25 protein-coding genes and 1 pseudogene are annotated in these 24,908 nt (G+C 71.0%); 6 read left to right on the top strand and 20 right to left on the bottom strand.

What is annotated here, in order from left to right; genetic code table 11:
• Positions 1–2: 2 nt before the first annotated feature.
• Entirely contained in the window at positions 3–1,115 is a 1,113-nt protein-coding gene (locus OHB13_RS29860; RefSeq protein WP_328379124.1) for an alpha-L-fucosidase, read from the bottom strand.
• Positions 1,112–2,491, bottom strand: a complete 1,380-nt coding sequence (locus OHB13_RS29855) for a GH1 family beta-glucosidase (RefSeq protein ID WP_328379123.1) — start codon at positions 2,489–2,491, stop codon at positions 1,112–1,114. Before OHB13_RS29855 ends, OHB13_RS29860 begins: the two co-directional genes overlap by 4 nt.
• Positions 2,492–2,640: 149 nt before the next feature.
• Here OHB13_RS29855 and treZ point away from each other — a divergent pair, with 149 nt between their 5' ends.
• Positions 2,641–4,386: a malto-oligosyltrehalose trehalohydrolase gene (gene treZ, locus OHB13_RS29850; RefSeq protein ID WP_266851841.1), complete on the top strand. Its 1,746-nt coding sequence runs from the start codon at positions 2,641–2,643 to the stop codon at positions 4,384–4,386.
• Between the two features lie 28 nt (positions 4,387–4,414).
• Here treZ and OHB13_RS29845 read toward each other — a convergent pair whose 3' ends face one another.
• Positions 4,415–5,539 (bottom strand): aminopeptidase P family protein, encoded by a 1,125-nt coding sequence (locus tag OHB13_RS29845; protein ID WP_328379122.1) that lies wholly within the window; start codon positions 5,537–5,539, stop codon positions 4,415–4,417.
• Between the two features lie 77 nt (positions 5,540–5,616).
• Positions 5,617–6,237: a nucleoside/nucleotide kinase family protein gene (locus OHB13_RS29840; protein ID WP_266851845.1), complete on the bottom strand. Its 621-nt coding sequence runs from the start codon at positions 6,235–6,237 to the stop codon at positions 5,617–5,619.
• 35 nt (positions 6,238–6,272) lie between these two features.
• On the opposite strand from OHB13_RS29840, the pseudogene OHB13_RS29835 reads away from it, so the two are divergent.
• Positions 6,273–6,398: pseudogene (locus OHB13_RS29835) on the top strand (VOC family protein); the annotation flags it as partial.
• Positions 6,399–6,432: 34 nt separating this feature from the next.
• Positions 6,433–7,923: a hypothetical protein gene (locus OHB13_RS29830; RefSeq protein ID WP_328379121.1), complete on the top strand. Its 1,491-nt coding sequence runs from the start codon at positions 6,433–6,435 to the stop codon at positions 7,921–7,923.
• 245 nt (positions 7,924–8,168) lie between these two features.
• Here the strand turns inward: OHB13_RS29830 and OHB13_RS29825 are convergent, their stop codons facing one another.
• Together OHB13_RS29825 and OHB13_RS29820 are read right to left on the bottom strand one after the other, a co-directional pair.
• The gene (locus tag OHB13_RS29825) at positions 8,169–9,026 is read right to left on the bottom strand and encodes a class II fructose-bisphosphate aldolase (protein WP_328379120.1); all 858 of its coding nucleotides are present in this window, start codon (positions 9,024–9,026) and stop codon (positions 8,169–8,171) included.
• A gap of 3 nt (positions 9,027–9,029) precedes the next feature.
• Positions 9,030–9,914 (bottom strand): SIS domain-containing protein, encoded by an 885-nt coding sequence (locus OHB13_RS29820; RefSeq protein ID WP_266851852.1) that lies wholly within the window; start codon positions 9,912–9,914, stop codon positions 9,030–9,032.
• 124 nt (positions 9,915–10,038) lie between these two features.
• Here OHB13_RS29820 and OHB13_RS29815 point away from each other — a divergent pair, with 124 nt between their 5' ends.
• Complete coding sequence (locus tag OHB13_RS29815) at positions 10,039–10,824, top strand: DeoR/GlpR family DNA-binding transcription regulator (protein WP_328379119.1); 786 nt, start codon at positions 10,039–10,041, stop codon at positions 10,822–10,824.
• Here OHB13_RS29815 and OHB13_RS29810 read toward each other — a convergent pair.
• The 10 genes from OHB13_RS29810 to OHB13_RS29765 all read right to left on the bottom strand — a co-directional run bounded on the left by OHB13_RS29810 (position 10,811) and on the right by OHB13_RS29765 (position 20,769).
• On the bottom strand, positions 10,811–12,028 hold the full coding sequence (locus tag OHB13_RS29810; RefSeq protein WP_266851856.1) for a Gfo/Idh/MocA family protein: 1,218 nt from the start codon (positions 12,026–12,028) through the stop codon (positions 10,811–10,813). The two genes, OHB13_RS29815 and OHB13_RS29810, sit on opposite strands and share 14 nt — an antisense overlap.
• Before the next feature lie 47 nt (positions 12,029–12,075).
• Positions 12,076–13,725, bottom strand: coding sequence for an extracellular solute-binding protein (locus OHB13_RS29805; protein ID WP_328379118.1), 1,650 nt, complete (start codon positions 13,723–13,725; stop codon positions 12,076–12,078).
• Positions 13,726–13,759: 34 nt separating this feature from the next.
• A complete protein-coding gene (locus OHB13_RS29800; protein ID WP_401602866.1) occupies positions 13,760–14,698 on the bottom strand; it encodes a carbohydrate ABC transporter permease in 939 nt (312 codons plus the stop codon).
• A complete protein-coding gene (locus OHB13_RS29795) occupies positions 14,695–15,708 on the bottom strand; it encodes an ABC transporter permease (RefSeq protein WP_266860616.1) in 1,014 nt (337 codons plus the stop codon). Before OHB13_RS29795 ends, OHB13_RS29800 begins: the two co-directional genes overlap by 4 nt.
• 337 nt (positions 15,709–16,045) lie before the next feature.
• Positions 16,046–16,774, bottom strand: coding sequence for a 4'-phosphopantetheinyl transferase family protein (locus OHB13_RS29790; RefSeq protein WP_328379117.1), 729 nt, complete (start codon positions 16,772–16,774; stop codon positions 16,046–16,048).
• 8 nt (positions 16,775–16,782) lie between these two features.
• The gene (locus tag OHB13_RS29785) at positions 16,783–17,403 is read right to left on the bottom strand and encodes an acyl-CoA-like ligand-binding transcription factor (protein WP_328379116.1); all 621 of its coding nucleotides are present in this window, start codon (positions 17,401–17,403) and stop codon (positions 16,783–16,785) included.
• Between the two features lie 136 nt (positions 17,404–17,539).
• Positions 17,540–17,947, bottom strand: a complete 408-nt coding sequence (gene msrB / locus OHB13_RS29780) for a peptide-methionine (R)-S-oxide reductase MsrB (protein ID WP_266851863.1) — start codon at positions 17,945–17,947, stop codon at positions 17,540–17,542.
• A 9-nt stretch (positions 17,948–17,956) separates the two neighbouring features.
• Complete coding sequence (gene murC, locus OHB13_RS29775; RefSeq protein WP_328379115.1) at positions 17,957–19,351, bottom strand: UDP-N-acetylmuramate--L-alanine ligase; 1,395 nt, start codon at positions 19,349–19,351, stop codon at positions 17,957–17,959.
• Positions 19,352–19,396: 45 nt separating this feature from the next.
• Complete coding sequence (locus OHB13_RS29770; protein ID WP_266851865.1) at positions 19,397–19,867, bottom strand: indole-3-glycerol phosphate synthase; 471 nt, start codon at positions 19,865–19,867, stop codon at positions 19,397–19,399.
• A gap of 104 nt (positions 19,868–19,971) precedes the next feature.
• Positions 19,972–20,769 carry a pyrimidine reductase family protein gene (locus tag OHB13_RS29765; protein ID WP_266851867.1) on the bottom strand — a complete coding sequence of 266 codons (798 nt, stop codon included), beginning with the start codon at positions 20,767–20,769 and terminating at the stop codon, positions 19,972–19,974.
• A gap of 35 nt (positions 20,770–20,804) precedes the next feature.
• On the opposite strand from OHB13_RS29765, the gene zapE reads away from it, so the two are divergent.
• Positions 20,805–21,875: a cell division protein ZapE gene (gene zapE, locus OHB13_RS29760; protein ID WP_405943724.1), complete on the top strand. Its 1,071-nt coding sequence runs from the start codon at positions 20,805–20,807 to the stop codon at positions 21,873–21,875.
• 43 nt (positions 21,876–21,918) lie between these two features.
• A complete protein-coding gene (locus OHB13_RS29755; protein WP_266851870.1) occupies positions 21,919–22,344 on the top strand; it encodes an OsmC family protein in 426 nt (141 codons plus the stop codon).
• A gap of 43 nt (positions 22,345–22,387) precedes the next feature.
• On the opposite strand, the gene OHB13_RS29750 is transcribed toward OHB13_RS29755, so the two are convergent.
• The 4 genes from OHB13_RS29750 to OHB13_RS29735 all read right to left on the bottom strand — a co-directional run bounded on the left by OHB13_RS29750 (position 22,388) and on the right by OHB13_RS29735 (position 24,875).
• Positions 22,388–22,585 carry a hypothetical protein gene (locus OHB13_RS29750; protein ID WP_328379113.1) on the bottom strand — a complete coding sequence of 66 codons (198 nt, stop codon included), beginning with the start codon at positions 22,583–22,585 and terminating at the stop codon, positions 22,388–22,390.
• 81 nt (positions 22,586–22,666) lie between these two features.
• Positions 22,667–23,335, bottom strand: coding sequence for an ABC transporter (locus tag OHB13_RS29745; RefSeq protein WP_328379112.1), 669 nt, complete (start codon positions 23,333–23,335; stop codon positions 22,667–22,669).
• On the bottom strand, positions 23,332–24,201 hold the full coding sequence (locus tag OHB13_RS29740) for an ABC transporter ATP-binding protein (protein WP_328380419.1): 870 nt from the start codon (positions 24,199–24,201) through the stop codon (positions 23,332–23,334). Before OHB13_RS29740 ends, OHB13_RS29745 begins: the two co-directional genes overlap by 4 nt.
• A complete protein-coding gene (locus tag OHB13_RS29735) occupies positions 24,198–24,875 on the bottom strand; it encodes an AIM24 family protein (RefSeq protein ID WP_266851876.1) in 678 nt (225 codons plus the stop codon). The genes OHB13_RS29740 and OHB13_RS29735 overlap by 4 nt, the downstream gene beginning before the upstream one ends.
• Positions 24,876–24,908 lie beyond the last annotated feature (33 nt).

Here is a 24,908-nt window from a genome sequence, read left to right as displayed (position 1 = left end):
GTCTACGGGGCCGAGCCGACCCCCGCGGCCTCGCCGAGCCAGTCCAGGCGGCGCTGCTGCTCGGGCGGGATGGTGGCGTCCTCGCCGCGCGGACCGACGTTGAGCAGCAGATTGCCGCCGTCGGACCGGACCGTCCCGAGCAGCGCGGCCAGCGCGTCACGGCCGATGAAGGAGTCATCGCCCGAGTTCCGGTTGTAGCCGAAACTGTGGTCGACACCGCGGGTGATCTCGAAGGGGTCGGGGCCGGTGTAGTGGGAGTACTCCGGTGTCCTGAAGTCGTAGTACGGCGGCTTCTTGGGTACGAAGCCCTCGTCGCTGACGACCGTGCGGCGCTCCCAGCTGTTGTACGCGGCCCGCAGACCGGGCAGCCGCAGCGCCCGCCAGAGCGGTGTGTACGGATAGAGCCGGTCGTTCACGACACCGTGCGGGACGGTGAACCGGTAGTACTCCACCAGGTTCCGGATCGCGGCGCGCCCCGCGGGCCAGGCGATGTCGTTCCAGAGGATGTCCGGGTGGTAGCGCCTGATCAGCTCCCGCAGCTGGGCGTCCGCGTACGCCGGGTACGCGCCGCGCGGGACGGCGGCGACGGTGTCAGCGGCGGTGGCGATGGGGCGCGGCTGGAACGTCCAGTCGAGGCCGCCCGAGTAGTAGACACCGAAGCGCAGCCCCTCGGCCCTGACCGCTTCGGCGAACTCACCGACGACGTCGCGCGGGGTGTGCCAGCCGGGGCGGTGGGGGTTGCGCACCTCGGAGGGCCAGAGGCAGTAGCCGTCGTGGTGCTTGGTGACGAGGACCGCGTAACGGGCCCCGGCCGCGCGGAAGCGGCGCGCCCACTCCGCCGGGTCCCAGCCGCTCAGCGCGTCCGCGAAGTCCCCGCCGAACTCCGTGTACGGGCGGCTGCCGTAGGTCTCCCGGTGGTGGGCGGAGACCGGGCTGCCGGGGAAGCGCAGGGAGTTCTCGTACCACTCGCCGTACGACGTCCAGCCGAGGTGTGCGCGACCCGCGGGGTCGTACGGCGGGGCCCACCCCGGCACGGACGCGGGCGTCCAGTGCACGAAGATCCCCAGCTGAGCCTGTTGCCACCACGGAGCGACCATGGTTGAAGTATTGATCATTTCTCGGGGTCTTCGTCAGGGTGTCCGGCCTGTGAACTGCGGATCACCTCGCGGTACCACCGGTAGGAGTCCTTCGGGGTGCGCCGCATCGTCTCGTAATCCACATGGACCAGGCCGAACCGCTGGGCGTTGCCCTCGATCCACTCGAAGTTGTCGGTGAGCGACCAGGTGAAGTAGCCGCGGACGTCGATGCCCTCGGCCATGGCCGCGTGCAGGGCGCGCAGATGGCCGTCGAGGAAGTCGATCCTGCGGCTGTCCCGCAGACCGTCGTAGCTGCAGCCGTTCTCGGTGATGTAGAGCGGCGGCAGCCGGTCACCGTAGCGGCTCTCCAGCTGGATCAGCATGTCGCGCAGCCCGTCGGGGACCACCGGCCAGCCGAAGTCGGTGCGGTCGTACCCCTCTATCTCCCTGATCCCGAAGGGCAGTTCGGCCGGTATCCCGAACCCGGCGAAGGTGTCGAGGGCCTGCGGGGCGGGCGCGCCGACGAGGGTGGGGTTGTAGTAGTTGACCCCGTACCAGTCGAGCGGGGCCGAGATGATCTCCAGGTCGTCGGCGACCGGTCCCGGCATCAGCGCCGCGAAGTTCTCGTCGGGGTAGGCGCCGGTGAGGAGCGGGTCGGCGAACAGCCAGTTGGAGACCGTGTCGTAGAGCCCGGCCCCGAACCGGTCCTCCTCGCTCTCGCCCGCCGTCCAGACCGGGGTGTGCGAGACGGCGATCCCGATGTTCGATGCCCCTGCCGCACGCAGCGCCCCCACGGCGAGGCCGTGCGCGAGCAGCTGGTGGTGAGCGGCGGGCAGCGCGTCGAAGAGCAGCTTCTTGCCGGGGGCGTGCTCGCCCAGCGCGTAGCCGAGGAGCGTCACCTCGGCGGGTTCGTTGATGGTGATCCACATCGGGACCCGGTCGGCGAGGCGTTCGGCGACGGCGCCCGCGTAGTCGGCGAAGCGGTACGCGGTGTCGCGGTTCAGCCAGCCGCCGCTCTGTTCGAGCGCGAGCGGGGTGTCCCAGTGGTAGAGCGTCGGCGCGGGGGTGATGCCCCGGCCGCACAGCTCGTCGACGAGCCGGTCGTAGAAGTCCAGGCCAGCCGGGTTGAGGGGGCCGGAGCCGTCCGGGACGACGCGCGGCCAGCTCACCGAGAAGCGGAAGGCCCCGGCGCCGAGCCCGGCGAGGAGCGCCACGTCCTCGCGGTAGCGGTCGTAGAAGCCGGTGCCGCGTGAGCCGTCGGCGCCGTCCTTGATACGGCCGGGGAGCGCTGCGAAGGCGTCCCAGCCGGACGGGCCCTTGCCGTCGGTGCCTGCCGAGCCCTCCGTCTGGAAGGCGGAGGCGGATGCGCCCCACAGGAAACCGGGCGGGAAGGCTGGCAGTGGCGGAATCGTCATGGCTCGCGACCCTAATGGCCCGAGTGCGCACGCTCCAGCCCCTGATCTTGTCAAGATGAGAGCCTGCCGGCCGGCCGATGGCGGTCCCGACGACATGACCTGGTCCCGACGGCACGATCTGGTCCCGAAGAGACGACCGAGGGGATGCTGTGCTGTTCGAGGTGTGGGCACCGGAGAAGAGCGACGTCACGCTGGAGCTGGCCGGGCGCCGGTCTGCCATGGAGCGTGATCCGCTGCGGGACGGCTGGTGGGCCGTCACCGCGGATGCGGAGGACGGCGACCACTACGGCTTCCGGCTCGACGGGGGCCCCGTGCTGCCCGACCCGCGCTCGCGCCGCCAGCCGGCGGGCCCCGACGGCCTGAGCGCCGTCGTCAGGCACGACGCATACCAGTGGCGCCAGGAGTGGCCGGGCCTGGCGCTGCCGGGCGCCGTGCTGTACGAGCTGCACATCGGCACGTACACCCCCGAGGGCACCTTCGACGCGGCGGCCGGGCGGCTGGACCATCTGGCCGCGCTGGGCGTCACCCATGTGGAGCTGATGCCGGTCTGTCCCTTCCCCGGCCGGCACGGCTGGGGGTACGAGGGGGTCTCGCTGTGGGCGGTGCACGAACCGTACGGCGGCCCCGAGGGGCTGAAGCGCTTCGTCGACGCGGCTCACGAGCGCGGACTCGGGGTCGTGCTGGACGTGGTCCACAACCACCTCGGCCCGTCCGGCAACCATCTGCCCTCCTACGGCCCGTACTTCACCGACACCCACCACACGCCGTGGGGCTCGGCGGTGAACCTGGACGCGCCCGGCTCCGACGAGGTCCGGGCGTATCTGCTGGGCAGCGCGCTGGCCTGGCTGCGCGACTACCGGATCGACGGGCTGCGTCTTGACGCCGTCCACGCGCTCGCCGACGGGCGGGCGCTGACCTTCCTGGAGGAGCTGTCGGCCGCCACCGACGCGCTCTCGGCCGGTCTCGGGCGCCCGCTCTTCCTGATCGCCGAGTCGGATCTCTGCGATCCCCGGACGACGACCCCGCGCGAGGCGGGCGGCCTTGGCCTGCACGCCCAGTGGAACGACGACTTCCACCACGCCCTGCACACCGCGCTGACCGGCGAGTCCCAGGGGTACTACGCGGATTTCGCCCGCGCGCCGCTGGCCGCCCTGGCCAAGACGCTCACCCGGGTCTTCTTCCACGACGGCACGTACTCGACGTTCCGCGGCCGGACCCACGGCCGTCCCGTGCACCGTGCGTCGACGCCCGCGCACCGCTTCGTCGGCTTCTCGCAGACCCATGACCAGATCGGCAACCGGGCGCTCGGCGACCGGCTCTCGGCGACCCTGTCGCCCGGTCTGCTGGCGTGCGCGGCGACCCTGGTGCTCACCGGGCCCTCCGTGCCGATGCTGTTCATGGGCGAGGAGTGGGGGGCGGCCACCCCGTGGCAGTTCTTCACCGACCACACCGATCCGGACCTGGCGGAGGCCGTACGGAACGGCCGGCGCCGGGAGTTCGCCGAACACGGCTGGGCCGAGGGGGAGATCCCGGACCCGCAGTCACCCGCCACCAGGGAGCGGTCCTGTCTGAACTGGGGCGAGCTGGACGGCGGCCACCACTCACGGCTGCTCGCCTGGTACCGCGAGCTGGTCGCGCTGCGCCGCACCTGCCCGGACCTGGTCGACGCGGATCTGGCCTCGGTCAAGGTGGCGTACGACGAGGAAGCGCGGTGGCTGGCGTTCCGCAGGGGCGATCTGCGGATCGCGGTCAACCTCGGCGACGGGGAGGCCAGGATCCCGCTGAACGGGCGCGGCAGCCGGATCCTGGCCTCCTGGGAGCCGGTCCGGCCGCCGGGCCCCGACGGTCTGTTGCTGCTGCCGCCGGAATCGTGTGTCGTACTGACGGACTCCTGACGGCCCTCCAACAGGTGTGCGGAGGCGACTACTCGACGATCGCCAGCTCACGGCGGGTGGTGTTCAGCCGTCGTCCGCCGTCCCCGGTGACGGTGACGATGTCCTCGATCCGCACGCCGAAGCGGCCGGGGAGATAGATACCCGGCTCGACGGAGAAGCACATACCGGGCACCAGCGGCTGCTCCTCGCCCTCGATCATGTACGGGGGCTCATGGGTGGTGACGCCGATGCCGTGACCGGTGCGGTGGATGAACCGCTCGCCGTACCCGGCTTCGGTGATGACCGCGCGCGCCGCCCGGTCGATCTCCTGGCAGGCGACGCCGGGACGCACCGCCCGGCAGCCCGCGTCCTGCGCCTCGCGGACGATGTCGTGCACCCGCTGCTCCTCGGCGCCCGGGGCGCCGACGTGGACGGTGCGGGAGGTGTCGGAGCCGTAGCCCTCCTTGAGCCCGCCGAAGTCCAGGACGACCATGTCGCCGGACCCGATGACCCGTTCGCCCGCCTCGTGGTGCGGGTTGGCGCCGTTCGGGCCGGAGCCGACCACCGTGAAGTCCACCTGCGAGTGCCCGAACTGCCGCAGCAGCGCGGCCAGATCGGCGGCGACGTCGGTCTCCCGGCGCCCGGAGAAGCGGACCTTGAGGATCTCCTCGTACGTCGCGTCGGCCGCGGCGCCCGCCGCTTCGAGGCGGGCCAACTCGGGCGCGTCCTTCACGGCGCGCAGCATCGGCAGGGCCTCCGTCAGCGACTGGTACGAGCTGTCGGGCAGGGCACGCTGGAGCCCGAGCAGATGCATCGCCCAGCCGTTGTCGCTGACCGCGAACCGGCCGTCCGGGTCGAGGAGCGCGGCGGTGATGCCGTACGGATCCTTCCCGTCCGTCCAGTCCAGCAGGGTGAGCGCGGGGGCGCCGACGGCGTGCTCGGCGTCCGCGGCCTCCAGTGTCGGTACGACGAGGACCGGGTCCTGGCCTGCCCTGATGACCAGCATGGTCATCCGCTCGGTGGCGGCGGTCGGCCGGTAGCCGGTGAGGTGGACGAGGTCGGGGCCGGGTGCGACGAGTACTCCGGCGAGTCCGGCGTCCGCCGCGCTCTGTGCGGCACGGGCCATACGGGCGCGGTAGTCGTCGGCGGTGAACGGTACGGGTTCGGTGGACATGGCCCCATCCTGCCGGGCCGCGTCCGGGGATGCGACGCGGTGCTCGTCAAGCGACGCGGAGCTGCGGGATGTTCCTCTCAGGGATGCGGCACGAGCAGGTCCGCCCGGTCCCTGGTGCGCTCGACGACCCGTGCGTTGGCCTCGTCGGACCGGTGCACCCAGCGCTCGGCCTCCGCACGGGTCCTGCCGTACCGGATGTGACGTTCGATGAGTCTGCGGACGCGTGCCTCGTTCCCGGGGCTCCTTGGGTTCTCGTCACCGATGAACCACGCCTCGTCGAGCAGGGCCCTCGCGCGCGGCCAGTGCAGCAGATAGTTCCCCTCGGTGATCACCAGCGGAACGTCGGGGGCGACCGCCACCGATCCCGCGACGGGCTCCTCCAGCGCGCGGTCGAAGGCGGGCGCGTACACCACGTCGCTGCCTGGCGTACGCAGCCGGGCGAGCAGAGCCACGTACCCGGCCTCGTCAAAGGTGTCGGGGGCGCCCTTGCGGTCGGCGCGTCCGAGGCGGCGCAGCTCGGCCCCGGCGAGGTGGAAACCGTCCATCGGGACCACGACGGCGCTCGCCCCGAGCGCGCCGGCGAGACCGGCGGCGAGGGTGGACTTCCCGGCACCCGGCGGGCCCGCGATGCCGAGGATCCGCCGGTGCCCGGTCCCGGCGAGCAGCCGGGCCCGGTCGATGAGGTGCTGCTCAGTCATGGCGGCCATTGTCGCCACAGCGGCCGCCTCCGCGCGAGTGGGCCGGCGCCCGGGCCGCGGGCGTCCGCTTCCTGGAGGAGCCGCGCCATGAGCCGTACGGTTCGGTCGCCGTCTTCGAGGACCTCTACGGGAACCGGTGGGACCTTCTGCAACCGGCGTGAGAGTCATGTCGGACATGGCTGTTACGTTTCCCGTATGACGTTTTACGGACGTGCCATCGCTCTCCTCGTGGACCGGCCGGAGCTGGCCGAAGTGGCCGCGTACCCCTTCGGTTTCGACGTGGCCGGGGCCGCACACGGCGCGGCGGTCCGGCTGGCGTCGGGCGCCCCGCTGGAGGCGGTGGCCGGGGACGGCACGGGTGGCACGTTCTTCGTGTGTGGCGGAGGCCCCGTGCTGTACGCCTCGGGCGACGGCGCGGCCGGGCTCGTCGCCGCGAGCGCCGACGAGGCGCTGGAGATGGCGATCGGGCTGCCCGGGTGGCTCGGTCTGCTGCACCTGTCCCCCGCCGGGGCCGAGGCGGGACTGCCGGCCGCGGTGACCGCGTCGGAGGAGGCGATACGGGAGTCGCAGCCGGATCTCGACGCCCGGCGGGCCGCACTGCGCGGGGCACTGGGACTGCCCGTCCACTCCCCCGCCGAGCTGTTCGCCCGGCTGCACGCGGCCCTGCTCCGTACCGAGCCGGACCATCTGCTGCTCGACACGGCCGGCGGCCGGGCCCGTGCACGGCTCGATCCGCATCCGCGCACGCCCTTGCGCGAGACCGTACTGAGTCCCGGTCTGGCGGATCTGGCACGGCTGCGCGACGACACGGCGCAGTGGACCGAAGTGGCGGGCGACAAGGCGCGGCGCGCCACGGTGCTGCGTGCGGCGCAGTTCGACCGGCAGGAACACGATCTGCCGCTGCTGCGGCGTCTGCTGGCGGCCGAGACCGCTGATGCGGGGACGAGCGAGGAGCTGCGGCTCGCCGCAGTGCTGGTCGCGCTGCACGGCAGCGCGGAGGATCTGCCACTGCTGCGGGCCGCCCACGCCGCGCCGCAGGCCGTCCGGTGGGGCCTGCCGGAGGTGCCCGAGCAGCCCGGGGCCGTCGTGGAGTGGGCGCGCGGGCTCGACGGCTCGTACCTGGGCGAGGACCCCGCACGGGAGCCGGAGCTGACCTGGATACGGCTGGCCAGGCGGCAGGGCCGCACCGAGCTCGCACGGGCGGCGCTACTGCGCATCCTGGACTCCGCCGAAGAGGCCGCCACGGCTGAACAGGCCGATCTGCTGCGGGTGCTGAGCGTCGAGCTGGAGGCGCTCGGCGACCTCGGCCAGGCGGCGCGCGCCCAGTCCGGGCACGCCGCTCTGGTGGACGAGCCGCGCGACCGGGGGGTGGCGTGCCGCAGGCTCGCCGAGCTCCAGCGGCGCACCGGTGATCTGCCGGCGGCCTGGCGGACTCTGCGGCCGGCCCCGGAGATCCTCGACACGGACGGTTCCGAGCTTCGGTGGCGGCGGCTGGGCCTGGGACGGATGGTCGCCGCCGAGCACTTCGAGCTCGCCCGGGCGGCCGCCGGGGCGGGGCTCGCGCCGATCGCCCTGGAGTCGCTGGCCGTCGCCAGGGAACTGCACGCCGGAATGGGCAAGTCCGCCCAGCGGAGCCTCGGCATGCTGGCCCAGGAGACGAAGTGGGCCGTGGCCCGGCTCAAGTAGCACCGTGCGCCAGCCGGTCGCGGCGCCGTTCAGCGGTCCGGGGTTCGACGGACCGGGGTTCAGCTGTCCGGGGTTCGGCAGTCCGGACATCGGCGGACCGGACATCGGCAGTCCGGACATCGGCAGTCCGGACATCGGCGGCAGGCACGCTTCCGTACCTGCCGCCGGCGCAAGCCGTGTCCGCGATGCCGCGCCCGGCTCAGGGTTCCCCCTTCCGGCACCGCCACCGGCCCGCTGCCGCCTCGTCAGGCGGTGGTGCCGACCAGCTTGACAAGACCGGTGACGGTGTCCGCCATGGCCTGCCGCCCGGCCTTGAGGTACTTCCGTGAGTCGACCGCATCGGGCTGGGCCGTCAGCACCTCACGGATCGCCGCGGTCATGGCGATGTTGAGCGCCGTACCGATGTTGACCTTGGCGATACCGCCGGTGACGGCCGCCGACAGTTCGGTGTCCGGCACCCCCGATGAGCCGTGCAGCACCAGCGGCACACCGACGGCGTCCCGCAGCCTGCCGAGCAGTTCGTGGTCGAGGACCGCGGTGCGCGAGGTCATCGCGTGCGAGCTGCCGATCGCGACGGCGAGCGCGTCCACGCCGGACTCGGCCACAAAGGCTGCGGCCTCCTCCGGACGGGTCCGCGCACCGGGTGCGTGCGCGTCCAGCGGCGCCGCCCCGTCCTTGCCGCCGACCTCGCCCAACTCGGCCTCGATCCACAGCCCATGGGCGTGCGCCCAGTCGGCCGCGGACCGGGTCGCGGCGAGGTTCTCCGTGTACGGAAGGTGCGCGGCGTCGTACATCACCGAGCTGAACCCGGCGTCGGCGGCCTGCCGCAGCAGGGCGTCGCTCTTCACATGGTCGAGGTGGAGGGCGACCGGTACGGCAGCCGCCCGGGCCAGTTCGGCGGCGGCGCGGGCCAGCGGAAGCACCTGGCCCTGCCGGTACTTCACCGCGTTCTCGCTGATCTGGAGGATGACCGGGGCGCCCGCGGCCTCGGCCCCGGCTATCACGGCCTCCGCGTGCTCCAGCGTGATGATGTTGAACGCGGCCACCGCGCCGCGCTGCGCCGCCGCGCCCGCGACCAGCGCTCCGCTCTCGGCGAGGGCCATCGCTCAGCCCTCGTCGAGGATGACGGAGCGGGTGAGGTGGCGCGGCGAGTCCGGGTCGAGGCCGCGCGCGGCCGCGATGGCGACGGCGAGGCGCTGCGCCCGTACCAGCTCGGCGAGCGGGTCGAGACCGCCCGCCACCCACATCCCGCCGGTGGCGCGGACCTGCTCCTCCAGGCCCTCGGGGGTCTCGCCGAACATCCAGGTGGCGGTGCCCTCGGTGGTGATGCTGATCGGACCGTGGCGGTACTCCATGGCCGGGTACGCCTCGGTCCAGGAGAGCGACGCCTCCCGCATCTTCAGCGCGGCCTCCTGCGCCAGGCCGTTGCTCCAGCCGCGGCCGAGGAAGGTGAACTGCGAGCAGTCGACGAGCCCTTCGGGCAGCGGCTCGGTGAGCGCGGTCCGCCCGTCGGCCACGACGGCGTCCGTGTGCAGGCCGAGGTGGGCGCGGAACAGGGTGAGCGCGGTGGTGGCGAACCGGGTCTGGACGACGGACTGCTCGTCGGCGAAGTCGAGGACGACGATGTCGTCCGCGGCCTCCATGACCGGCGTCTTGGGGTCACCGGTGACGGCGGTCGTCCGGGCCTGTCCGCGTACCTTGCCGAGGAGTTCGAGCACCTCGGTCGTGGTGCCCGAGCGGCTGAGCGCGATCACCCGGTCGTAGCTGCGGCTGAAGGGGAACTCGGACGCGGCGAAGGCGTCGGTCTCGCCCTGGCCCGCCCCTTCCCGCAGCGCGGCCACGGCCTGCGCCATGAACCACGAGGTACCGCAGCCGACGATCGCGACGCGCTCCCCGGCGGCCGGCAGCGCCGCCGCCTGGCTCCCGGCCAGCGCCGCTGCGCGCTCCCAGCACTCGGGCTGACTGGCCAGCTCGTTCTGGACATGGCTCATGCTGATCCACCCCTCAAGGTAATGATTGTTTCTGCAAGATACTGCGTTGTTTCAAGCACAATCAAGCACGTAGACGTTTCTGGGTTAAGGTCACAGCGTTCCACCGAAGAGGAGAGTGCGAGAGATGTCCCAGTCCCGCGACGCGCGTTGGAAGGCACTCCTGGAACTGCTCGTCGAGCAGGGCCGTCTCGATGTCGAAGCGGCGGCTCTCGCGCTCGACGTCTCGGCCGCCACCATCAGGCGCGATTTCGACCAACTCGCCCAGCAGCAGATGCTGGTGCGCACCCGTGGCGGCGCCGTGGTCCACGGTGTCAGCTACGAACTCCCGCTGCGCTACAAGACGGCCCGGCGCGCCTCCGAGAAGCAGCGCATCGCGCAGGCCGTGGCCGAGCTGATCACCGCGGGCGAGGCGGTCGGCCTGACCGGCGGCACCACCACCACGGAGGTGGCCCGCGCCCTCGCCGTCCGGCCCGACCTGGCGTCCGGCACCCCGGCGCTCACGGTCGTGACCAACGCGCTGAACATCGCCAACGAGCTGGCGATCAGGCCCCAGTTCAAGATCGTGGTGACCGGCGGGGTGGCCCGCCCCCAGTCGTACGAGCTGACGGGCCCCCTCGCCGACGGCGTACTCGGCCAGATCACCATGGACACCGCCGTGCTCGGGGTGAACGGCTTCGATGTCGTCCATGGCGCCGCCGCGCACCACGAGGACGAGGCGGGCATCAACCGGCTGCTGTGCGAGCGCGCCGAGCGGGTGGTCGTCGCAGCGGACTCCACCAAGCTCGGGACCCGCGCCTTCGCCAGGATCTGCACCACCGACCAGGTGGGCACCCTGGTCACGGACACCGGCATCAGTGAGGAGATGACCGCTCTCTTCACCGATGCCGGTGTCGAGGTCATCGCGGTGTGAGCGCCGGGGCCGCGTCCTGCGCGCCCCGCTGCTGGCCCGACTCGAAGTAGGCGATCAGTTCCGGGTCGAGCGGCGGCACGTCGTACGGCGTCCCGCCGGCCCGCAGCGACTGTGTGGCCATCACTCCGGCGGCCACACTCATCCGGGCGGCGACCGGCGAGGTGTCGGTCACTCCGCCGTCCCTGGCGAAGCGGCAGAACTCACCGATGATCCGCTCGTCCGAACCGCCGTGCGAGCCCTTCGAATCCGGCACCTTGTAGACCACGTCGGCGTCGGCACGGTAGCCGGTCGGACCGGTGTTCCAGACCTTGACCTCGTCGCCCGGCCGGTCGCCGAAGTTCTCCAGCCGGCCCTCGGTCCCGATGACCGTGTAGTTGCGGAAGTAGTCGGGGCTGAAGTGGCACTGCTGGTAGGCGGCGATCACGCCGTTGTCCAGCCGCATGTTCATGACGGACACGTCCTCGACGTCCACCACGTGGTGGAGGTCCTTGCGGGTGGCCGGCGGCCAGTCGAACTCCCGCAGCCAGCCGTCGGGCCTCGGCGTGCCCGGCTCGCGGCGCGGCAGGTCCCCGTACATCATCAGGTCGCCCATGGCGTTGACGCGTGAGGTGTAGCCGTTGGCCAGCCAGTGCACCACGTCGATGTCGTGGGCGGCCTTCTGGAGCAGCAGCCCGGTGGTGCGGGTGCGGTCCGCGTGCCAGTCCTTGAAGTAGTAGTCGCCGCCGTACGAGACGAAGTGCCGCACCCACACGGTCTTCGGCTCACCGATGTCGCCGCGCGCGATGATGTCGCGCATCAGCCGCACCACACCCATGTGGCGCATGTTGTGGCCGACATAGAGCCGGGTGCCGGTCTCGTGGGCGGTGCGCAGGATGGTGTCGCACTGCTCGACGGTGATGCCGAGCGGCTTCTCCACGTACACCGGCTTGCCCGCACGCAGGATGTCGCAGGCGACGGCCTCATGGGTGTCGTCGGGGGTGGCCACGATGACGGCATCAATGTCGTCAACGAGGTTGCCGTCGAGCAGCTTGCGGTAGTCGTCCACGGCGACCGCCCCGGCGAACCGGTCCGCCACCTTGGCCCGCACGGCGGGGTCGGTGTCGGCGACGGCGGCCACGACGGACCCGGCGCCGGGACGGTGGGCGGCATCGGCCAGATTGGCCCGCAGACCGAGGCCGACCACACCGATACGGAGGTCTTGCATGGTGCTCCTTGAACGCAGTTGTGCGGATGCGGTGGCGGTACGGCCGGTCACTTGGTGGTCAGCGCGATGGACTTCTCGAACTCGGCGCGGATCTTGTCACCGCCGCCGGAGCGCCAGGTGCGCACCAGGCCGTCGTACGCCGAGATCGGCTTGCGTCCGGCGACGATGTCCTTGATGCCGTCGTGGACGGCCATCGTCAGGGAGGCACCCTGGCTGGCGTTCGTGTCCGAGTAGTGGCCGACCGTCGGGTCGATAACGGCCATGGCGATGAGCTTCTTCTGCCAGTCGTGGATCCGGCGTGTCAGACCGGCCTGGCCCGGCAGGTAGAGGTACTCGGGCGCGTTGGCCAGGAAGGAGACCGGCATACCCGTCGTCACGGCTTCCGCGTTGCCCTTGTCCGTCAGCTCGACGTCGCCCTTCGCGGTGCGGTGGAAGTGCGTTCCCTCGATCCCGTTGTCGAGGAAAAGCCGCTCCTCGGTGCCGAACGGGGCAGCGAGGTAGTCGAGGACCTTGAGGAGCATGTCCAGACGCTTCTTGTCGGCCTTCTTGTTGATCGCGGTGAAGCCGACCGAGCCCAGACCGTAGTAGAAGTGCGGGGTCACCCCGGCCTTCGCCGCGAACGGAAGGATCATCCCGAAGGGGAAGTTGTACGTCTTGACGTCCACCAGGAAGGAGGGGAAGGACTGCACGTACGCACCGAGGGAGCCCTGCGCCATCTTCTCGCGGGTCGTGGTGAGGTTCGGGTCCGGCCAGAACAGCCCGGCCTTGCTCACCTTGACGCCGAATTCCAGCGCCTCACGGAATTCATCGGTCTCGAACTGGTGGGTCAGCTTGCCGTTCCTCAGGGACCAGGCAGACGGCGCGCCGAACCACTGGGCGTACATGCCGACGTGGTTCACATAAGCGGGCTCCAGAACGTACTTGTGGCGTTTGGCGTCCAGCAGTTCCTTGCCCTTGGCGAGGAAGTCCTCGGCGCTGGTGAACGTGGCACCGCCGACCGGCTTCCAGAAGTCCTCATTGGTGACATAGACCTGGCCCATGCGGCCGTACGCCACCGGGATGCCGAAGATCTTGCCGTTGATGACGGCCGTCTTCCAGGCGAATTCCGGGAGGTTGGCGAGGTTCGGGTACTTCTTGACCGCGTCGCCCGAGAGGTGCGCTGTGAGGTCCTGGAACTTCGCGTCCAGCAGCTCGGGGATCCTGCGCAGCCCCTGGTTCGGGGGAATCCATACGAGATCGGGGATCTCGCCGCCCGCTATCGCCGCATTGAATTTGGACGAGTAGCTGTCGTCGGTGGTCTCGACGACGATGTTCATCCTGAATTCGGAGCCCAGGCGCTTGTTGAGCTCCTTCCAGTACGCGTTCTTCCCCATCGCGGGGGCCGGCGTCGTGAAGGTCTCGGTCAGCGCGGTGATCGGGGAGCCGTCACCGGGCGGCGCGGCGACCGACTTGACGAGGTTCTTCGGGTAGCGGAGGTAGGCGGCGTCCAGGCCTTCGGCGCTGCCCGCGAGGTCCGGCGCCGCGACCTTGGCGGGCACGTACGTCGGGAGTTTGACCTTGTTGAACGCTTCGGCGCCCTTGCCCGCGGCGGCGGTCCCGGTGGAACACCCGGTGAGCGTCGACATTCCGGTGGCGGCGAGTCCGATGACGCCCGCTGCGCCGAGGAACGTACGCCTGTTGACGTGCTGAGAAGACATGATTCTCCTGGAAAGGCAGGATCGGTGAGAGGGGTCAGCCCTTGACGGCGCCCGTGAGGACACCCTTGGCGAAGTGCTTCTGCAGGAAGGGATAGACCAGCAGGATCGGCACGAGCGCGATGATCAGCACGGCCATCTGGAGCGAGATCGAGGGCGGCAGCACATTCACGCCGAGTGCGTGGGCGTTGATCGTCTCGCCCTGGACGACATACGAGCGAAGGATGACCTGGAGCGGGTATTTCCCCGAGTCGTTCATGAACAGCAGCGCGTTGAAGAAGCTGTTCCAGTAACTGACCGCGTAGAAGAGACCCGCCACCGCGATGACGGCCTTGGACAGCGGCAGCACGATGCGGCAGAGAATGGCCAGTTCACCCGCGCCGTCGAGGCGGGCGGCCTCGTACAGCTCGGTGGGAATTCCCTGGAAGAACGCCCGCACCACGATCACGTTGAACACATTGAGCAGGACCGGCAGGATCAGCGACGCATAGCTGTCGAGCAGACCGAGCTGCTGCACCACGAGATACGTGGGGATGATGCCCGGCGCGAAGAGGAAGGTGCCGAGCACGATGAGCAGGATGGGCTTGCCCATCAGCATTCCGGGCCGGGAGAGGCCGTAGGCCAGTGTGACCGTGCAGAGCAGGCTGAGCGCGGTGCCGATCAGGGTGATCCCGATGCTCACCAGCGTCGCCCGGGTCACCACACCGCCCTGGAGCAGCACGTTGTACGCCTGGAACGTCGGGTGGTGCGGGATGAGGACGTAACCGCCGCGCGCCTCCAGCTCCTTCTGGCCGGCCAGGCTGGTGCCGAGCGCCAGCAGGAACGGGTACGTCACCATGACCACGATCAGGGCGAGCGCGAGCGCCTTCGCGCCCTGGCCGAACCAGCTGGGGCGTTCCATCCACGGTGGCCGCTGCCCGCCGGACCGCAGCCGGGCCAGGTAGTTCTCTCGCTTCGGAGCGACTGACGTGGTCATCGGTAGACCCCCTGCTCACCGAAGCGGTGCGCCAGCTTGTTCGCCGCGATGATCAGCCCGAGGCCGATCACGCCCTTCATCAGCCCTGCGGCCGTGCTCATGCCCCAGTCCCCGTCGATCACGCCGTGGTAATAGACGTAGGTGTCGAGCACTTCCGACGCATCGGGTCCCACCGCGTCGCGCTGGAGCAGCATCTGCTCGAAACCGACCGAGAGGATGTCGCCGAGGCGCAGGATCAGCATCATGATGATCACCGGCCGGATCCCGGGCAGGGTGACGTGCCACATGCGCCGCCAGGTGCCCGCGCCGTCCATCGCGGCCGACTCGTACTGCGTCATGTCGATGGAAGCCATCGCGGCGAGGAAGATGATCGCGCCGTAGCCGCAGTCCTTCCAGATCATCTCCGAGGTGACGAGCACCTTGAAGGTGTCCGGGTTGCTCATGATGTTGCCGACCGCGAGGCCGTGGTTCTGCAGCAGGCTGGTGACCGTGCCGGTACCGCCGAACACCTGCTGGAACATCGCCACGACCACGACCCAGGACAGGAAGTGCGGGAGGTACACGACGGTCTGGACGAGCCGCCTGACCTTCTCCCCGACCAGGGAGTTGAGCAGCAGCGCCAGGGCGATGGGGGCCGGGAAGTAGAGGATCAGCTGGAGGACGGTGATCTCCAGCGTGTTCCGCACGGCGGACCAGAACTCCGGCTGTGCGAGCAGTGCGGTGAAGTTCTGGAAGCCGACGAACGGGCTCGACTTGAAGCCGAGGAACGGCTGGTAGTCCTGGAACGCGACGACGTTGCCGGCCAGCGGCAGATAGAAGAACACCGCGAAGTACAGGACGCCCGGCACACACAGCAGCAGAAGCATGCGGTCACGCCGGAACCGCTGACGGAACGACGTCCGCCCGCGAGGGCGCCCGGCCGGGGTTGCGACCGGGGAAGACGGCTTGTCGTCAGGGGCTTCCGACTGAGATGTGTCCGGACGGGGCGAAGTGGGCGCAGCGGCCGACACAGTCACCTCCGCGTAGAGGGTGGTCAGGGGACGCAGACCTGCCGAACCCCGTCCAAAAGCGGAATCTGGTGTTCTGGCCTGCAAGATGCACTGATCCTGCACTGTCATGGCCGGAAATGACAAGAGCTGCTCGGAAAAACCTTTGACAGCGCAGTTACGAGCACGTTTCACGCACTCTTCGAGCACGGAACGGTCTCTGACCTGCACGGCGGCGGGGGCGCGGGGTCGCCTCAGCGGCCCCCGCCCCAACTGGGCTGCGGAGGAACGGAGTACACGCGCGGGCGGAGTGTCCGAGAACTGTCGCTTCAGAGAACCGGAGTACGCGCGGGCGTCGGCATCAGTGGCCGACGGCGACCGCGGTACGGATCAGTCCGTCCTGAATCGTCCACGTTCCGTCGAACCCGGCGAGCGTCTTCCCGGCGACCACGGGGCCGGGCACGAGCAACCGTGCGGTGAACGTGCCCGTGTCCGGGTCCGGGGTGATCACGGCATCCTCGAAACCGAGCCACCGGCCGGTGATCGGGTACCAGGCCTTGTACACACTCTCCTTTGCGCTGAAGAGCAGCCGGTCCCAGCAGACCTCCGGGCGCCGGGCGGCCAGCTCCAGCAGATGCCGACGCTCCTCGGCCACCGTGACCAGCCGCAACTCCCCCTCCCCCGGCATCGGGAGGTGCGGTTCGGCGTCCATGCCCAGCGAGACCACGTCGGCCGCGCGGGCCACGGCGGCCGCACGGTACCCGGCGCAGTGCGTCATGGCGCCGACGATCCCGGCGGGCCACAGCGGCTCGCCTCGCGCACCGCGCAGGATGGCGGCGGGCGCCACACCCAGCTGGGCCAGCGCCGCGCGGGCGCAGGCCCGCGCCGTCGCGAACTCGGCCCTGCGGGAGGGCACCGCGCGCGCCACCAGCTGTTCCTCCCCGGGGAGCAGCGGGGCTGTCTCCGCGGGGTCGCCGTAGGACTCGACGAGCACGACCGGACCGGACCGCGACTCCTCCGCGCCCGGTGCGAACGGCCCGAACCTGCCGGTCCTCAGACCGGGCCCGGGGGTGCCCCCCGGCTGTGTCATCCGCACGGTCAGATCCTCAAACCATCGGAGAGCAGGGACAGTTGGCGGTCGAAAAGCTCGGCGAGGTCCTCGGCGCCGCCGCCCTCCGTCCAGTACCGGACGACCGCCGAGAAGACAGCGGTGATCGCCGCGGCGGCGCAGTGCACCTCAAGGTCGCCCGGTTCGCGGCCCGTTCGCTCCACGATCAGCGCGGCGACGGCGTCCTGGCTGCGCAGCTGCTCGTCCGCCGCACGCACCCTGATGGCCGGGACGGCGAAGGCGAGCCGGGTCCTGAACAACAGCTCTTCCCGGTCGGCGCCCAGGAGTTGGGCCAGCGAGCCGGTGAACGCGTGCCGGAGGGCGTCCACGACCGGTTCGCCGGCCGGCCGGGACTTCAGCGCCTCGGCGAGCACCGGGGTGTACTCGTCGACGAGGACCACGTCCTCCTTGGTGGGGAAGTACCGGAAGAAGGTGCTGGGCGAGACCTCGGCCGCCTCGGCGATCCGGTCGACCGTCGTCGCCGCGTACCCCTGCTCGGCGAAGAGGCGGTACGCCTCCCGCCGGATGGTCTGCCGGGTCTTCAGCTTCTTGCGCTCGCGCAGCCCGGGAGCGGGCGTCGCAGAGGCGGTCGGGGTCTCCGTGGGGCTCATACCGGTGATTCTCCGTGCCCGGGCCCCCGGCCGGCCACCTCGGGGGCCGCTTCCGCGGTCCCGGCCGGGAGGGGACGGACACGGGCAGGGGCCCGGCCCGCGGCGCCGACGGCCGCGGGCCCCTGCCCGGTAACTCTCAGCCCGCGTCCGGTGTCAGCCGCAGCGAGATGGAGTTGATGCAGTACCGCTGGTCGGTCGGGGTCGGATAGCCCTCCCCCTCGAAGACGTGCCCGAGGTGTGAGCCGCACTTCGCGCAGCGCACCTCGATCCGGCGCATCCCGTGCGAGCGGTCCTCGATCAGTTCGACCGCGTCCGTGTCCTTCGGGTCGTAGAAGGACGGCCAGCCGCAGTGCGATTCGAACTTGGTGTCCGAGCGGAAGAGCTCGGCGTCACAGGCCCGGCACGAGTAGACACCGGTCGTCTTCGTGTCCGTGTACTCGCCGACGAAGGCGGGTTCGGTGCCGGCCTTGCGCAGCACGGCGTACTCCGCTTCGGACAGCTCCGCCCGCCACTGCTCGTCCGGCTTCTCGATGTCGTACGGCATGGGGCTCCCTCAGCTCGACAGGTGGTCCAGGATCCGCGGGCCGAGGTCGGTGACGTCGCCCGCTCCCATGGTGAGAACGAGATCACCGGGCTTCGCCATTCCCGCGACGGTCGCGGGGACCTGCTCCTTGTCATGGACGGCCGTGACGTCGGCGCCTGCCGCACAGGCGGCGTCGATGATCAGCTCGCTGGTGATGCCCGGGATCGGGTCCTCGCGGGCCGGGTAGATGTCCAGGACCACCGAGGCGTCCGCGAGACGGAGCGCCTGGCCCATCTCGATGCCCAGTTCCTGGGTACGGGAGAACAGGTGGGGCTGGAAGACCACGAGGATCCGCGCGTCACCGACCGCGCCGCGCATGGCTTCGAGGTCGGCGGTCATCTCGGTGGGGTGGTGGGCGTACGAGTCGACGACCTGGACCCCCGCCGCCTCGCCCTTGAGCTGGAGGCGGCGCTTGACCCCGGTGTACTTGCCGAGCGCGGACGCCAGGTTGTGCGCCGGGATGCCGAGGGCGACACCGGCCGCCAGAGCGGCGACCGCGTTGTGGGCGTAGTGACGGCCGGGGACGGAGACCGTGAAGGTCAGGAACTTCCCGTTGAGCAGGACCGTGACCTCGCTGGTCAGACCGCGCGGGGTGACCTTGTGGACGCGGACGTCGGCGGTTTCGGACGCCCCGTAGGTGACGACCTTCAGGGTGGAGAGGTCGCGGACCCGGGAGGTCAGTTCGACCGCACCCGGCTGGTCGGCGTTGATCACCAGGGTGCCGCCGGGGACGATCTTGCCCACGAAGGTCTCGAAGGAGTCGTAGATCTCGTCCATCGAGGCGTAGTTGGCGTGGTGGTCCAGCTCGACGTTGAGGACGACGGCGACCTCGGGGTCGTACTTCTGGAAGCTGCGGTCGCTCTCGTCGGCCTCCGCGACGAAGATGTCGCCCGCGCCGTGCCGGGCGTTCGTGCCCGGCCCCGCGAGGTCGCCGCCGATCGCGTACGCCGGGTCGAGTGCCAGCTCGGTCAGGGCCACCGCGAGCATCGAGGTGGTCGTCGTCTTGCCGTGCGTGCCGGCCACCGCGATGGAGCGCAGCCCCGTCATCAGCGAGGCGAGCGCGTCCGAGCGGTGCACCACCGGGATGGACAGCTCCGCGGCGCGGACCAGCTCCGGGTTGTCCTCGCGGATGGCGCTGGACACGACGACACAGGTCGCGTCCTCCGCCAGATGCCCGGCCGCGTGGCCCACGTGCACCGTCACACCCAGCCCGCGCAGCGCCTCGGCGGCCGGCGAGTCACGGGCGTCACTGCCCGCCACCCGGGCGCCGCGCTGGGCGAGGATCTTCGCGATGCCCGACATCCCGGCGCCGCCGATGCCGATGAAGTGCGGTCGGTCCATGGCGGTCGGGCTACCGGGTGCCATACGGGTGTCTCCCCAAGCTGTACGTGCGTAATGGAAGGCCCCAGCCTATTCGCTGTGCGCGAAGAGTTTGAGCACCGGTACGCCCACCTTGTGACGGGCTCGCGAGGCCCAGTCCCGGTGGAAGAACTCCTCCACGTAGTGCGGCGCGGTCAGCACGATCACCTCATCGGCCGACTGCTCCGCGACCACGGACTGCAGCAGATCGAGCGGATGCTCCTCGACGACCCGCCCGGTCGCCTTGCAGCCGGTGGCCCGCAGCGCCTCCAGCGACTGCAGGAGCGCCGACTCCGCCGGGACCCGCGCCTCCTGCCCTTCCGGCACCTCGGTCTCGCGTCCCGCCTCGTCGAGCTCGCCCAGGGCCACGTCGTCGATCGCCCGGAGCAGGAAGTCCGCCTGGTCACCGCGTGGCTGCATGAGCACGATGAAGGAGACGGGTTCGTCCCCGTGCAGCGTGGTCACGAACTCCACGTCCTCGGACGTCAGTGGTTTCTCGATCATCAATACGCTCGTGAACAACTGAGGGCCCTTCTGCTGAAACCATCCTTCCCCGTGCCCGCACGGGGTCTGCGATCTAAGTCTGCCCAATGAACGGAAAGCGGAACGGTAGATTCCGCAGATTGTCAGATCCGAAGGTATCGGGCAAAAAGGAACCCGGCCTCTTCCAGCAGCGATGCCAGGGCGAACCGGTCGGGCACCGCGAGCCCCGGACCACCCACGATGCGCTGGGCGTCACCCGATGTGAGCATCGGCGAGAGCGTCAGGCACAGCTCGTCCAGCACCCCGGCCGACACGAACTGACCGAGCATCCGCGGCCCGCCCTCGGTCAGCAGCCGCCGGAAGCCGAGAGCGGCCAGCTCCCGCACGGCCCTGGCCGGGTCGACCACGCTCGCGTCCCCCGCGATCACGACCCGCGCACCGGCCTGCCGGGCCGCTTCCAGCCGGTCCGAAGGGGCCCCGGCGCCGGTGACCACCAGGGTCGGCACGAGCGGAGCGGTGAACAGCGGGAGCGAGAAGTCCAGCTCCAGACTCGCGCTGACCACCGCGATGGCGGGCGCGGGGGCCTGCCCGGCCGCCTCGCGCCGCTCGGCGAAAGCCGCCCGCGCCCGCGCCGGGCGATACCCCTCCAGACGTACCGTTTCCGCGCCGACCACCACCACATCGGCGAGCGCGCGCAGCGTGCCGAAGATCCGCATGTCCGTCTCGGTCGAGATCGGCTGGGAGCGCCCCTCGTGCTGGGCGGCGCCGTCCAGCGAGGAGACCATGTTGGCGCGCAGCCACCCACGGTCCTGTCCGGCGTCCACCGGATACGCGTAGGCCTCGGCAAGCTCGTCCAGGCTCCACTCACGAGCGGCCCCGCCGGGCTGCTCCGTTCCGGGAGCGGCAGCTGTCTGGTCGGTCACAGGGAGCAGGCGTCGCATGTCAGGCAGTGTGGCACGGCCATTACCCTGGGGTCGTGTCGTCGCCCATAGCTGAAGTGGTCCCCCAGTCCCTCTGCGCCCGCGAGCCGCGCGTCCCCGCCGACCGTCTGGTCGCCGAGATGGTGCCGCCGCCGCGCTTCGACTCGGTCCGCTTCGATACGTACGTACCGGACCCGAACCAGCCGAGCCAGAGCGAGGCAGTGACCGTGCTCAGCGCCTTCGCCGCGGGACTCGGCGGGGCGACGGCCAGCGGCTCGGGCCGCAAGCGCTGGTTCGGCGGCCGCAAGCCCGCCGCGCCGACCGGGCCGCGCGGTGTCTATCTCGACGGCGGTTACGGCGTCGGCAAGACCCATCTGCTCGCCTCCCTCTGGCACGCGACGCCCGCCCCGGCGGAGCACAAGGCGTTCGGCACCTTCGTCGAGCTGACGAACCTGGTCGGCGCGCTGGGCTTCCAGCAGACCGTACGGACGCTGAGCGGCCACCGGCTGCTCTGCATCGACGAGTTCGAACTGGACGACCCGGGCGACACCGTCCTCGTCTCCTCGCTGCTCAGCCGGCTGGTCGAGGCGGGTGTCGCGCTCGCCGCCACCTCCAACACACTGCCGGGCAAGCTCGGTGAGGGCCGGTTCGCGGCAGCCGACTTCCTGCGGGAGATCCAGGGGCTCTCGGCCCACTTCAGGCCGCTGCGGATCGACGGCGACGACTACCGCCACCGGGGCCTGCCCGAGGCCCCGGCCCCGTACGACGACGAGCAGGTCACCAAGGCGGCGTACGCGACCGCCGGGGCCTCGCTCGACCCCTTCCCCGCTCTCCTCGACCATGTCGCCCGGATCCACCCGAGCCGCTACGGCGCACTGACCGAGGGCATCAGCGCGGTCTGCCTCACCGGTGTGGAGCCGGTGGGCGACCAGTCGACGGCGCTGCGTCTGGTCGTACTCGCCGACCGGCTCTACGACCGCGAGGTCCCGGTTCTCGCCTCCGGGCTCCCCTTCGACCGGCTCTTCAGTGACGAGATGCTGAACGGCGGATACCGGAAGAAGTACTTCCGGGCGATCTCCCGGCTGACGGCGCTGGCACGCGACGCGAAGCCGCTGGTGGGCCAGTAGGTTGGAGATCCGCCACCGGATCCGCCACCTGAAGGGAATCAACATGGCCACCACGCGTGTCGCTCACACGGTCTGGGAGGGCGAGCTCTTCAAGGGCTCGGGCACGGTCACCTTCGACACATCGGGCATCGGCGACTACCCGGTCACCTGGGCCTCCCGCGCCGAGACGGCGAACGGCAGGACCAGCCCGGAGGAGCTCATCGCGGCCGCGCACTCCAGCTGCTTCTCGATGGCCCTCTCGAACGGCCTGACCGGCGCGGGCAATCCGCCCGCCAGGCTGACCACGCAGGCGGAGGTCACCTTCCAGCCGGGCGAGGGCATCACCGGTATCCACCTCACCGTGGAGGGCGAGGTTCCCGGCATCGACGCGGACGGCTTCACCGCTGCGGCCGAGGACGCCAAGGCCAACTGCCCGGTCAGCCAGGCCCTCACGGGTACGAAGATCACGCTCACCGCCAAGCTGAGCTGAGCCGCCCGCACCGCCGGCCGGGCGCACCCCGGCCGGCCCGCGCTCAGCCGGAGCAGGCGGTCCGGCCCGCTTCCTGCCACTCGCAGACGGGGCAGAGCGTCGCACCGCGCGTCGACTCCGGGTACTCGGTCGGCTTGCGGCACAGCACGCACTCGGCATACGGAGGGCCGCCCGGCACGGTCTCGTCCGCGGGTGTTGCGGGTGCGGGTGCCGCAGGGGTCTCGCAGTAGGACTCGTCCATGCGTACGAGCGTACTCAGCCGGGCCCCTGCTCCATCGGGCCGGCCGCACTCAGCCGGACCCTGTCCGGCCGGGCCCCTGCTTCAGCCCCGTCGTGCGGCGAGCGCGCTCGCGCCGGTGGCCGCCAGGGCTGCGACCAGCACCGCGAAGAGCAGGGGCAGCACCGGGGTGTGCACAGTGCCGGTCCGCGACCCGGAGACCAGGCCGTACACCGCCGACCTGGCGGGTGAGCCCTCGGTGACCAGCAGCAGGAGCGCGGCGAGTGAGGTGGCCGCGACCGACCAGCCCCTGCCGTGCAGCACCGGGCGGGTGAGGACCGCGCCCGCAGCGGCGCCGGTCAGCGCGCAGACGAACGAGGCGAGCAGCCCGGCCACCCCGGCCGGGAACAGTGGAACGGCCACCTGGTGGCTGGTGTCGGTCGGCGAGCTGATCAGCGTGATCACCAGGGTGCCCGCGCAGCCGAGCAGGGCCGCGCACCCCGCGGCGACGCCCAGCGAGGCGAGATGGCCCCGGCGCGGGCTCGTCGCGGCTGCGACGCAGTCGCGGGCGGCCGCCGGTTCCTGGTTGACGCAGATCCGCACCAGCCAGGCCGCGACCGGCAGCAGCGCGGCGGCGGCGTAACCGAGCGAGTCGAGCACCGGATCGCCGCTCCCGGCGCCCACCGCGAGGAAGATCCCGTACAGCAGGACGGGCGCCAGCCAGCGCTGGGAGCGGAGCAGCAGAGCCGCCTGGTAGCGGAGGAGTGCGGTCATCGTTCCCCGTCGGTGAGCGGCTCCGCGAGGGAACCGGCGGCGGTGACCGCGCGGATGTGCCAGGGCGGGCCCGCCGCGAGCAGGGCGCGCAGCAGGGCGTCGGAGTACGCGGCGGAGACGGTGAACACCGTGGTGTCCGCCCGGCTTTCGTGCACCGGGTTTCCCGGCAGCCCGGCGGGTACCACCGCTCCCGGCGGCCCGCCGGCCTCGATCCGGACCATGCTCCCCCGGGCCGCGGCCGACTGCCGCGGCACCGCCGGGACCTGGACGAGCGAGGCCCCCTCGACCCGTAGTCGGAGGTCGACCGCGTCCGCCAGACGCTGCGGATCGTGGTCGACGAAGACAGCCGTGGCACCGGCCGCGACCCGCTCGGCGACCGCCCGGTCGAGCTCCGCACGGGCCGCGGTGTCCAGGCCGGTCCAGGCCTCGTCGAGGATCAGCAACTCCGGCCCGGCCAGCAGCGCCTGGGCGACCGCGACCTTCTGGGCGGTGCCCTTGGACAGTTCACCGAGCGGTGTACGGGCATGGCCCACCGCCCCGAAGCGGGTCAGCCACTCCTCGGCGCGCGCCGCAGCGTCCGCCCGCCGCAGGCCGTGGATCCGGCCGAGGTGGACGAGGTAGCCGGTGGCGGTGAACGGCAGAGCGGCGGAGAAGCGTTCGGGGACGTACGCGGTACGGGGACGGCCGGTGATCCGGCCCGCCGTCGGGGTGTCGATCCCGGCGAGCAGCCGGAGCAGGGTGGATTTCCCGCTGCCGTTGGGGCCTTCGACCCGGACCAGCGCGCGTGCGGGCAGGTCGAGGACCACCCCGCGCAGCACCCAGGGGCCGCCGAGGCCGTACCGGCGGCCCACCGCTTCGAGCCTCAGTGCTGCTGCGGTTTCTCGGGCTTGGCCTCGCTGGGCCGTACGATCACGAATCCCTCGCCCTGGAGCATCAGTTGGACGGCCTCACCGGAGCCGCCGCGGATCATGGAGCCGATCGACTGCGAGCGGTGCAGCGAGGTCTGCAGGTGGGCGGACCAGCCGACGACGGCGTCGGTGTCGACGTAGACCGGCTGCTGCGGGGTGACCGGGATGACGATGGGGTTGCCCTCGCAGATCAGCCCGAGCTTGCCGTAACCGGTGAAGAGGCTGTTGAAGAGCCCGCCGCCCGCGATGCCGGAGCCCTTCACGGTCTTGATCTCGTACGAGAGCGTGGAGTCGAAGCACAGGACGTTGCGGCCGTTGATGGTGAGCGCGTCGCCCTGCTCCACGTCGACGATGAAGCAGTTCGCCGCTTCGTGGGCGAACCAGGCCTCGCCCTGCCCGGTGACGGACATCAGCGGCAGCCCCTCGCCGGTGACGGCGCGCTTGAGCATTCCGCCTATGCCCTGGCCCTTGCGCTCGAACTGGAGATTCCCCCGGTAAGCGATCATCGCGCCCTGCCGCGCGAGCATGTCACCGTTGACGGTGTACTTGATCGACTTGGCGTTCTGCAGGGTCATGCCGGGGGCAGTCGCCTGCTGCGCCATGTACTCGGTCTGGAAAAGATCGCTCTTCATGGGGGCATCCTCACCCGGAAGATTCCCCTCCGC

This window comes from Streptomyces sp. NBC_00440, assembly GCF_036014215.1.
Taxonomy (GTDB): Bacteria; Actinomycetota; Actinomycetes; order Streptomycetales; family Streptomycetaceae; genus Streptomyces.
The sequence above is the reverse complement of the archived record's forward strand: the minus strand, read 5'-3'. Positions and strand labels throughout refer to the sequence as shown.

What these genes read in the sequence shown, in the direction of transcription:
- OHB13_RS29860 (WP_328379124.1), bottom strand. Translation starts at nt 1,115, where the DNA reads ATGATCAATACTTCAACCATGGTCGCTCCGTGGTGGCAACAGGCTCAG.
- OHB13_RS29855 (WP_328379123.1), bottom strand. Translation starts at nt 2,491, where the DNA reads ATGACGATTCCGCCACTGCCAGCCTTCCCGCCCGGTTTCCTGTGGGGC.
- OHB13_RS29845 (WP_328379122.1), bottom strand. Translation starts at nt 5,539, where the DNA reads ATGTCCACCGAACCCGTACCGTTCACCGCCGACGACTACCGCGCCCGT.
- OHB13_RS29840 (WP_266851845.1), bottom strand. Translation starts at nt 6,237, where the DNA reads ATGACTGAGCAGCACCTCATCGACCGGGCCCGGCTGCTCGCCGGGACC.
- OHB13_RS29830 (WP_328379121.1), top strand. Translation starts at nt 6,433, where the DNA reads ATGACGTTTTACGGACGTGCCATCGCTCTCCTCGTGGACCGGCCGGAG.
- OHB13_RS29825 (WP_328379120.1), bottom strand. Translation starts at nt 9,026, where the DNA reads ATGGCCCTCGCCGAGAGCGGAGCGCTGGTCGCGGGCGCGGCGGCGCAG.
- OHB13_RS29820 (WP_266851852.1), bottom strand. Translation starts at nt 9,914, where the DNA reads ATGAGCCATGTCCAGAACGAGCTGGCCAGTCAGCCCGAGTGCTGGGAG.
- OHB13_RS29815 (WP_328379119.1), top strand. Translation starts at nt 10,039, where the DNA reads ATGTCCCAGTCCCGCGACGCGCGTTGGAAGGCACTCCTGGAACTGCTC.
- OHB13_RS29810 (WP_266851856.1), bottom strand. Translation starts at nt 12,028, where the DNA reads ATGCAAGACCTCCGTATCGGTGTGGTCGGCCTCGGTCTGCGGGCCAAT.
- OHB13_RS29805 (WP_328379118.1), bottom strand. Translation starts at nt 13,725, where the DNA reads ATGTCTTCTCAGCACGTCAACAGGCGTACGTTCCTCGGCGCAGCGGGC.
- OHB13_RS29800 (WP_401602866.1), bottom strand. Translation starts at nt 14,698, where the DNA reads ATGACCACGTCAGTCGCTCCGAAGCGAGAGAACTACCTGGCCCGGCTG.
- OHB13_RS29790 (WP_328379117.1), bottom strand. Translation starts at nt 16,774, where the DNA reads ATGACACAGCCGGGGGGCACCCCCGGGCCCGGTCTGAGGACCGGCAGG.
- OHB13_RS29785 (WP_328379116.1), bottom strand. Translation starts at nt 17,403, where the DNA reads ATGAGCCCCACGGAGACCCCGACCGCCTCTGCGACGCCCGCTCCCGGG.
- msrB (WP_266851863.1), bottom strand. Translation starts at nt 17,947, where the DNA reads ATGCCGTACGACATCGAGAAGCCGGACGAGCAGTGGCGGGCGGAGCTG.
- murC (WP_328379115.1), bottom strand. Translation starts at nt 19,351, where the DNA reads ATGGCACCCGGTAGCCCGACCGCCATGGACCGACCGCACTTCATCGGC.
- OHB13_RS29765 (WP_266851867.1), bottom strand. Translation starts at nt 20,769, where the DNA reads ATGCGACGCCTGCTCCCTGTGACCGACCAGACAGCTGCCGCTCCCGGA.
- OHB13_RS29755 (WP_266851870.1), top strand. Translation starts at nt 21,919, where the DNA reads ATGGCCACCACGCGTGTCGCTCACACGGTCTGGGAGGGCGAGCTCTTC.
- OHB13_RS29750 (WP_328379113.1), bottom strand. Translation starts at nt 22,585, where the DNA reads ATGGACGAGTCCTACTGCGAGACCCCTGCGGCACCCGCACCCGCAACA.
- OHB13_RS29745 (WP_328379112.1), bottom strand. Translation starts at nt 23,335, where the DNA reads ATGACCGCACTCCTCCGCTACCAGGCGGCTCTGCTGCTCCGCTCCCAG.
- OHB13_RS29735 (WP_266851876.1), bottom strand. Translation starts at nt 24,875, where the DNA reads ATGAAGAGCGATCTTTTCCAGACCGAGTACATGGCGCAGCAGGCGACT.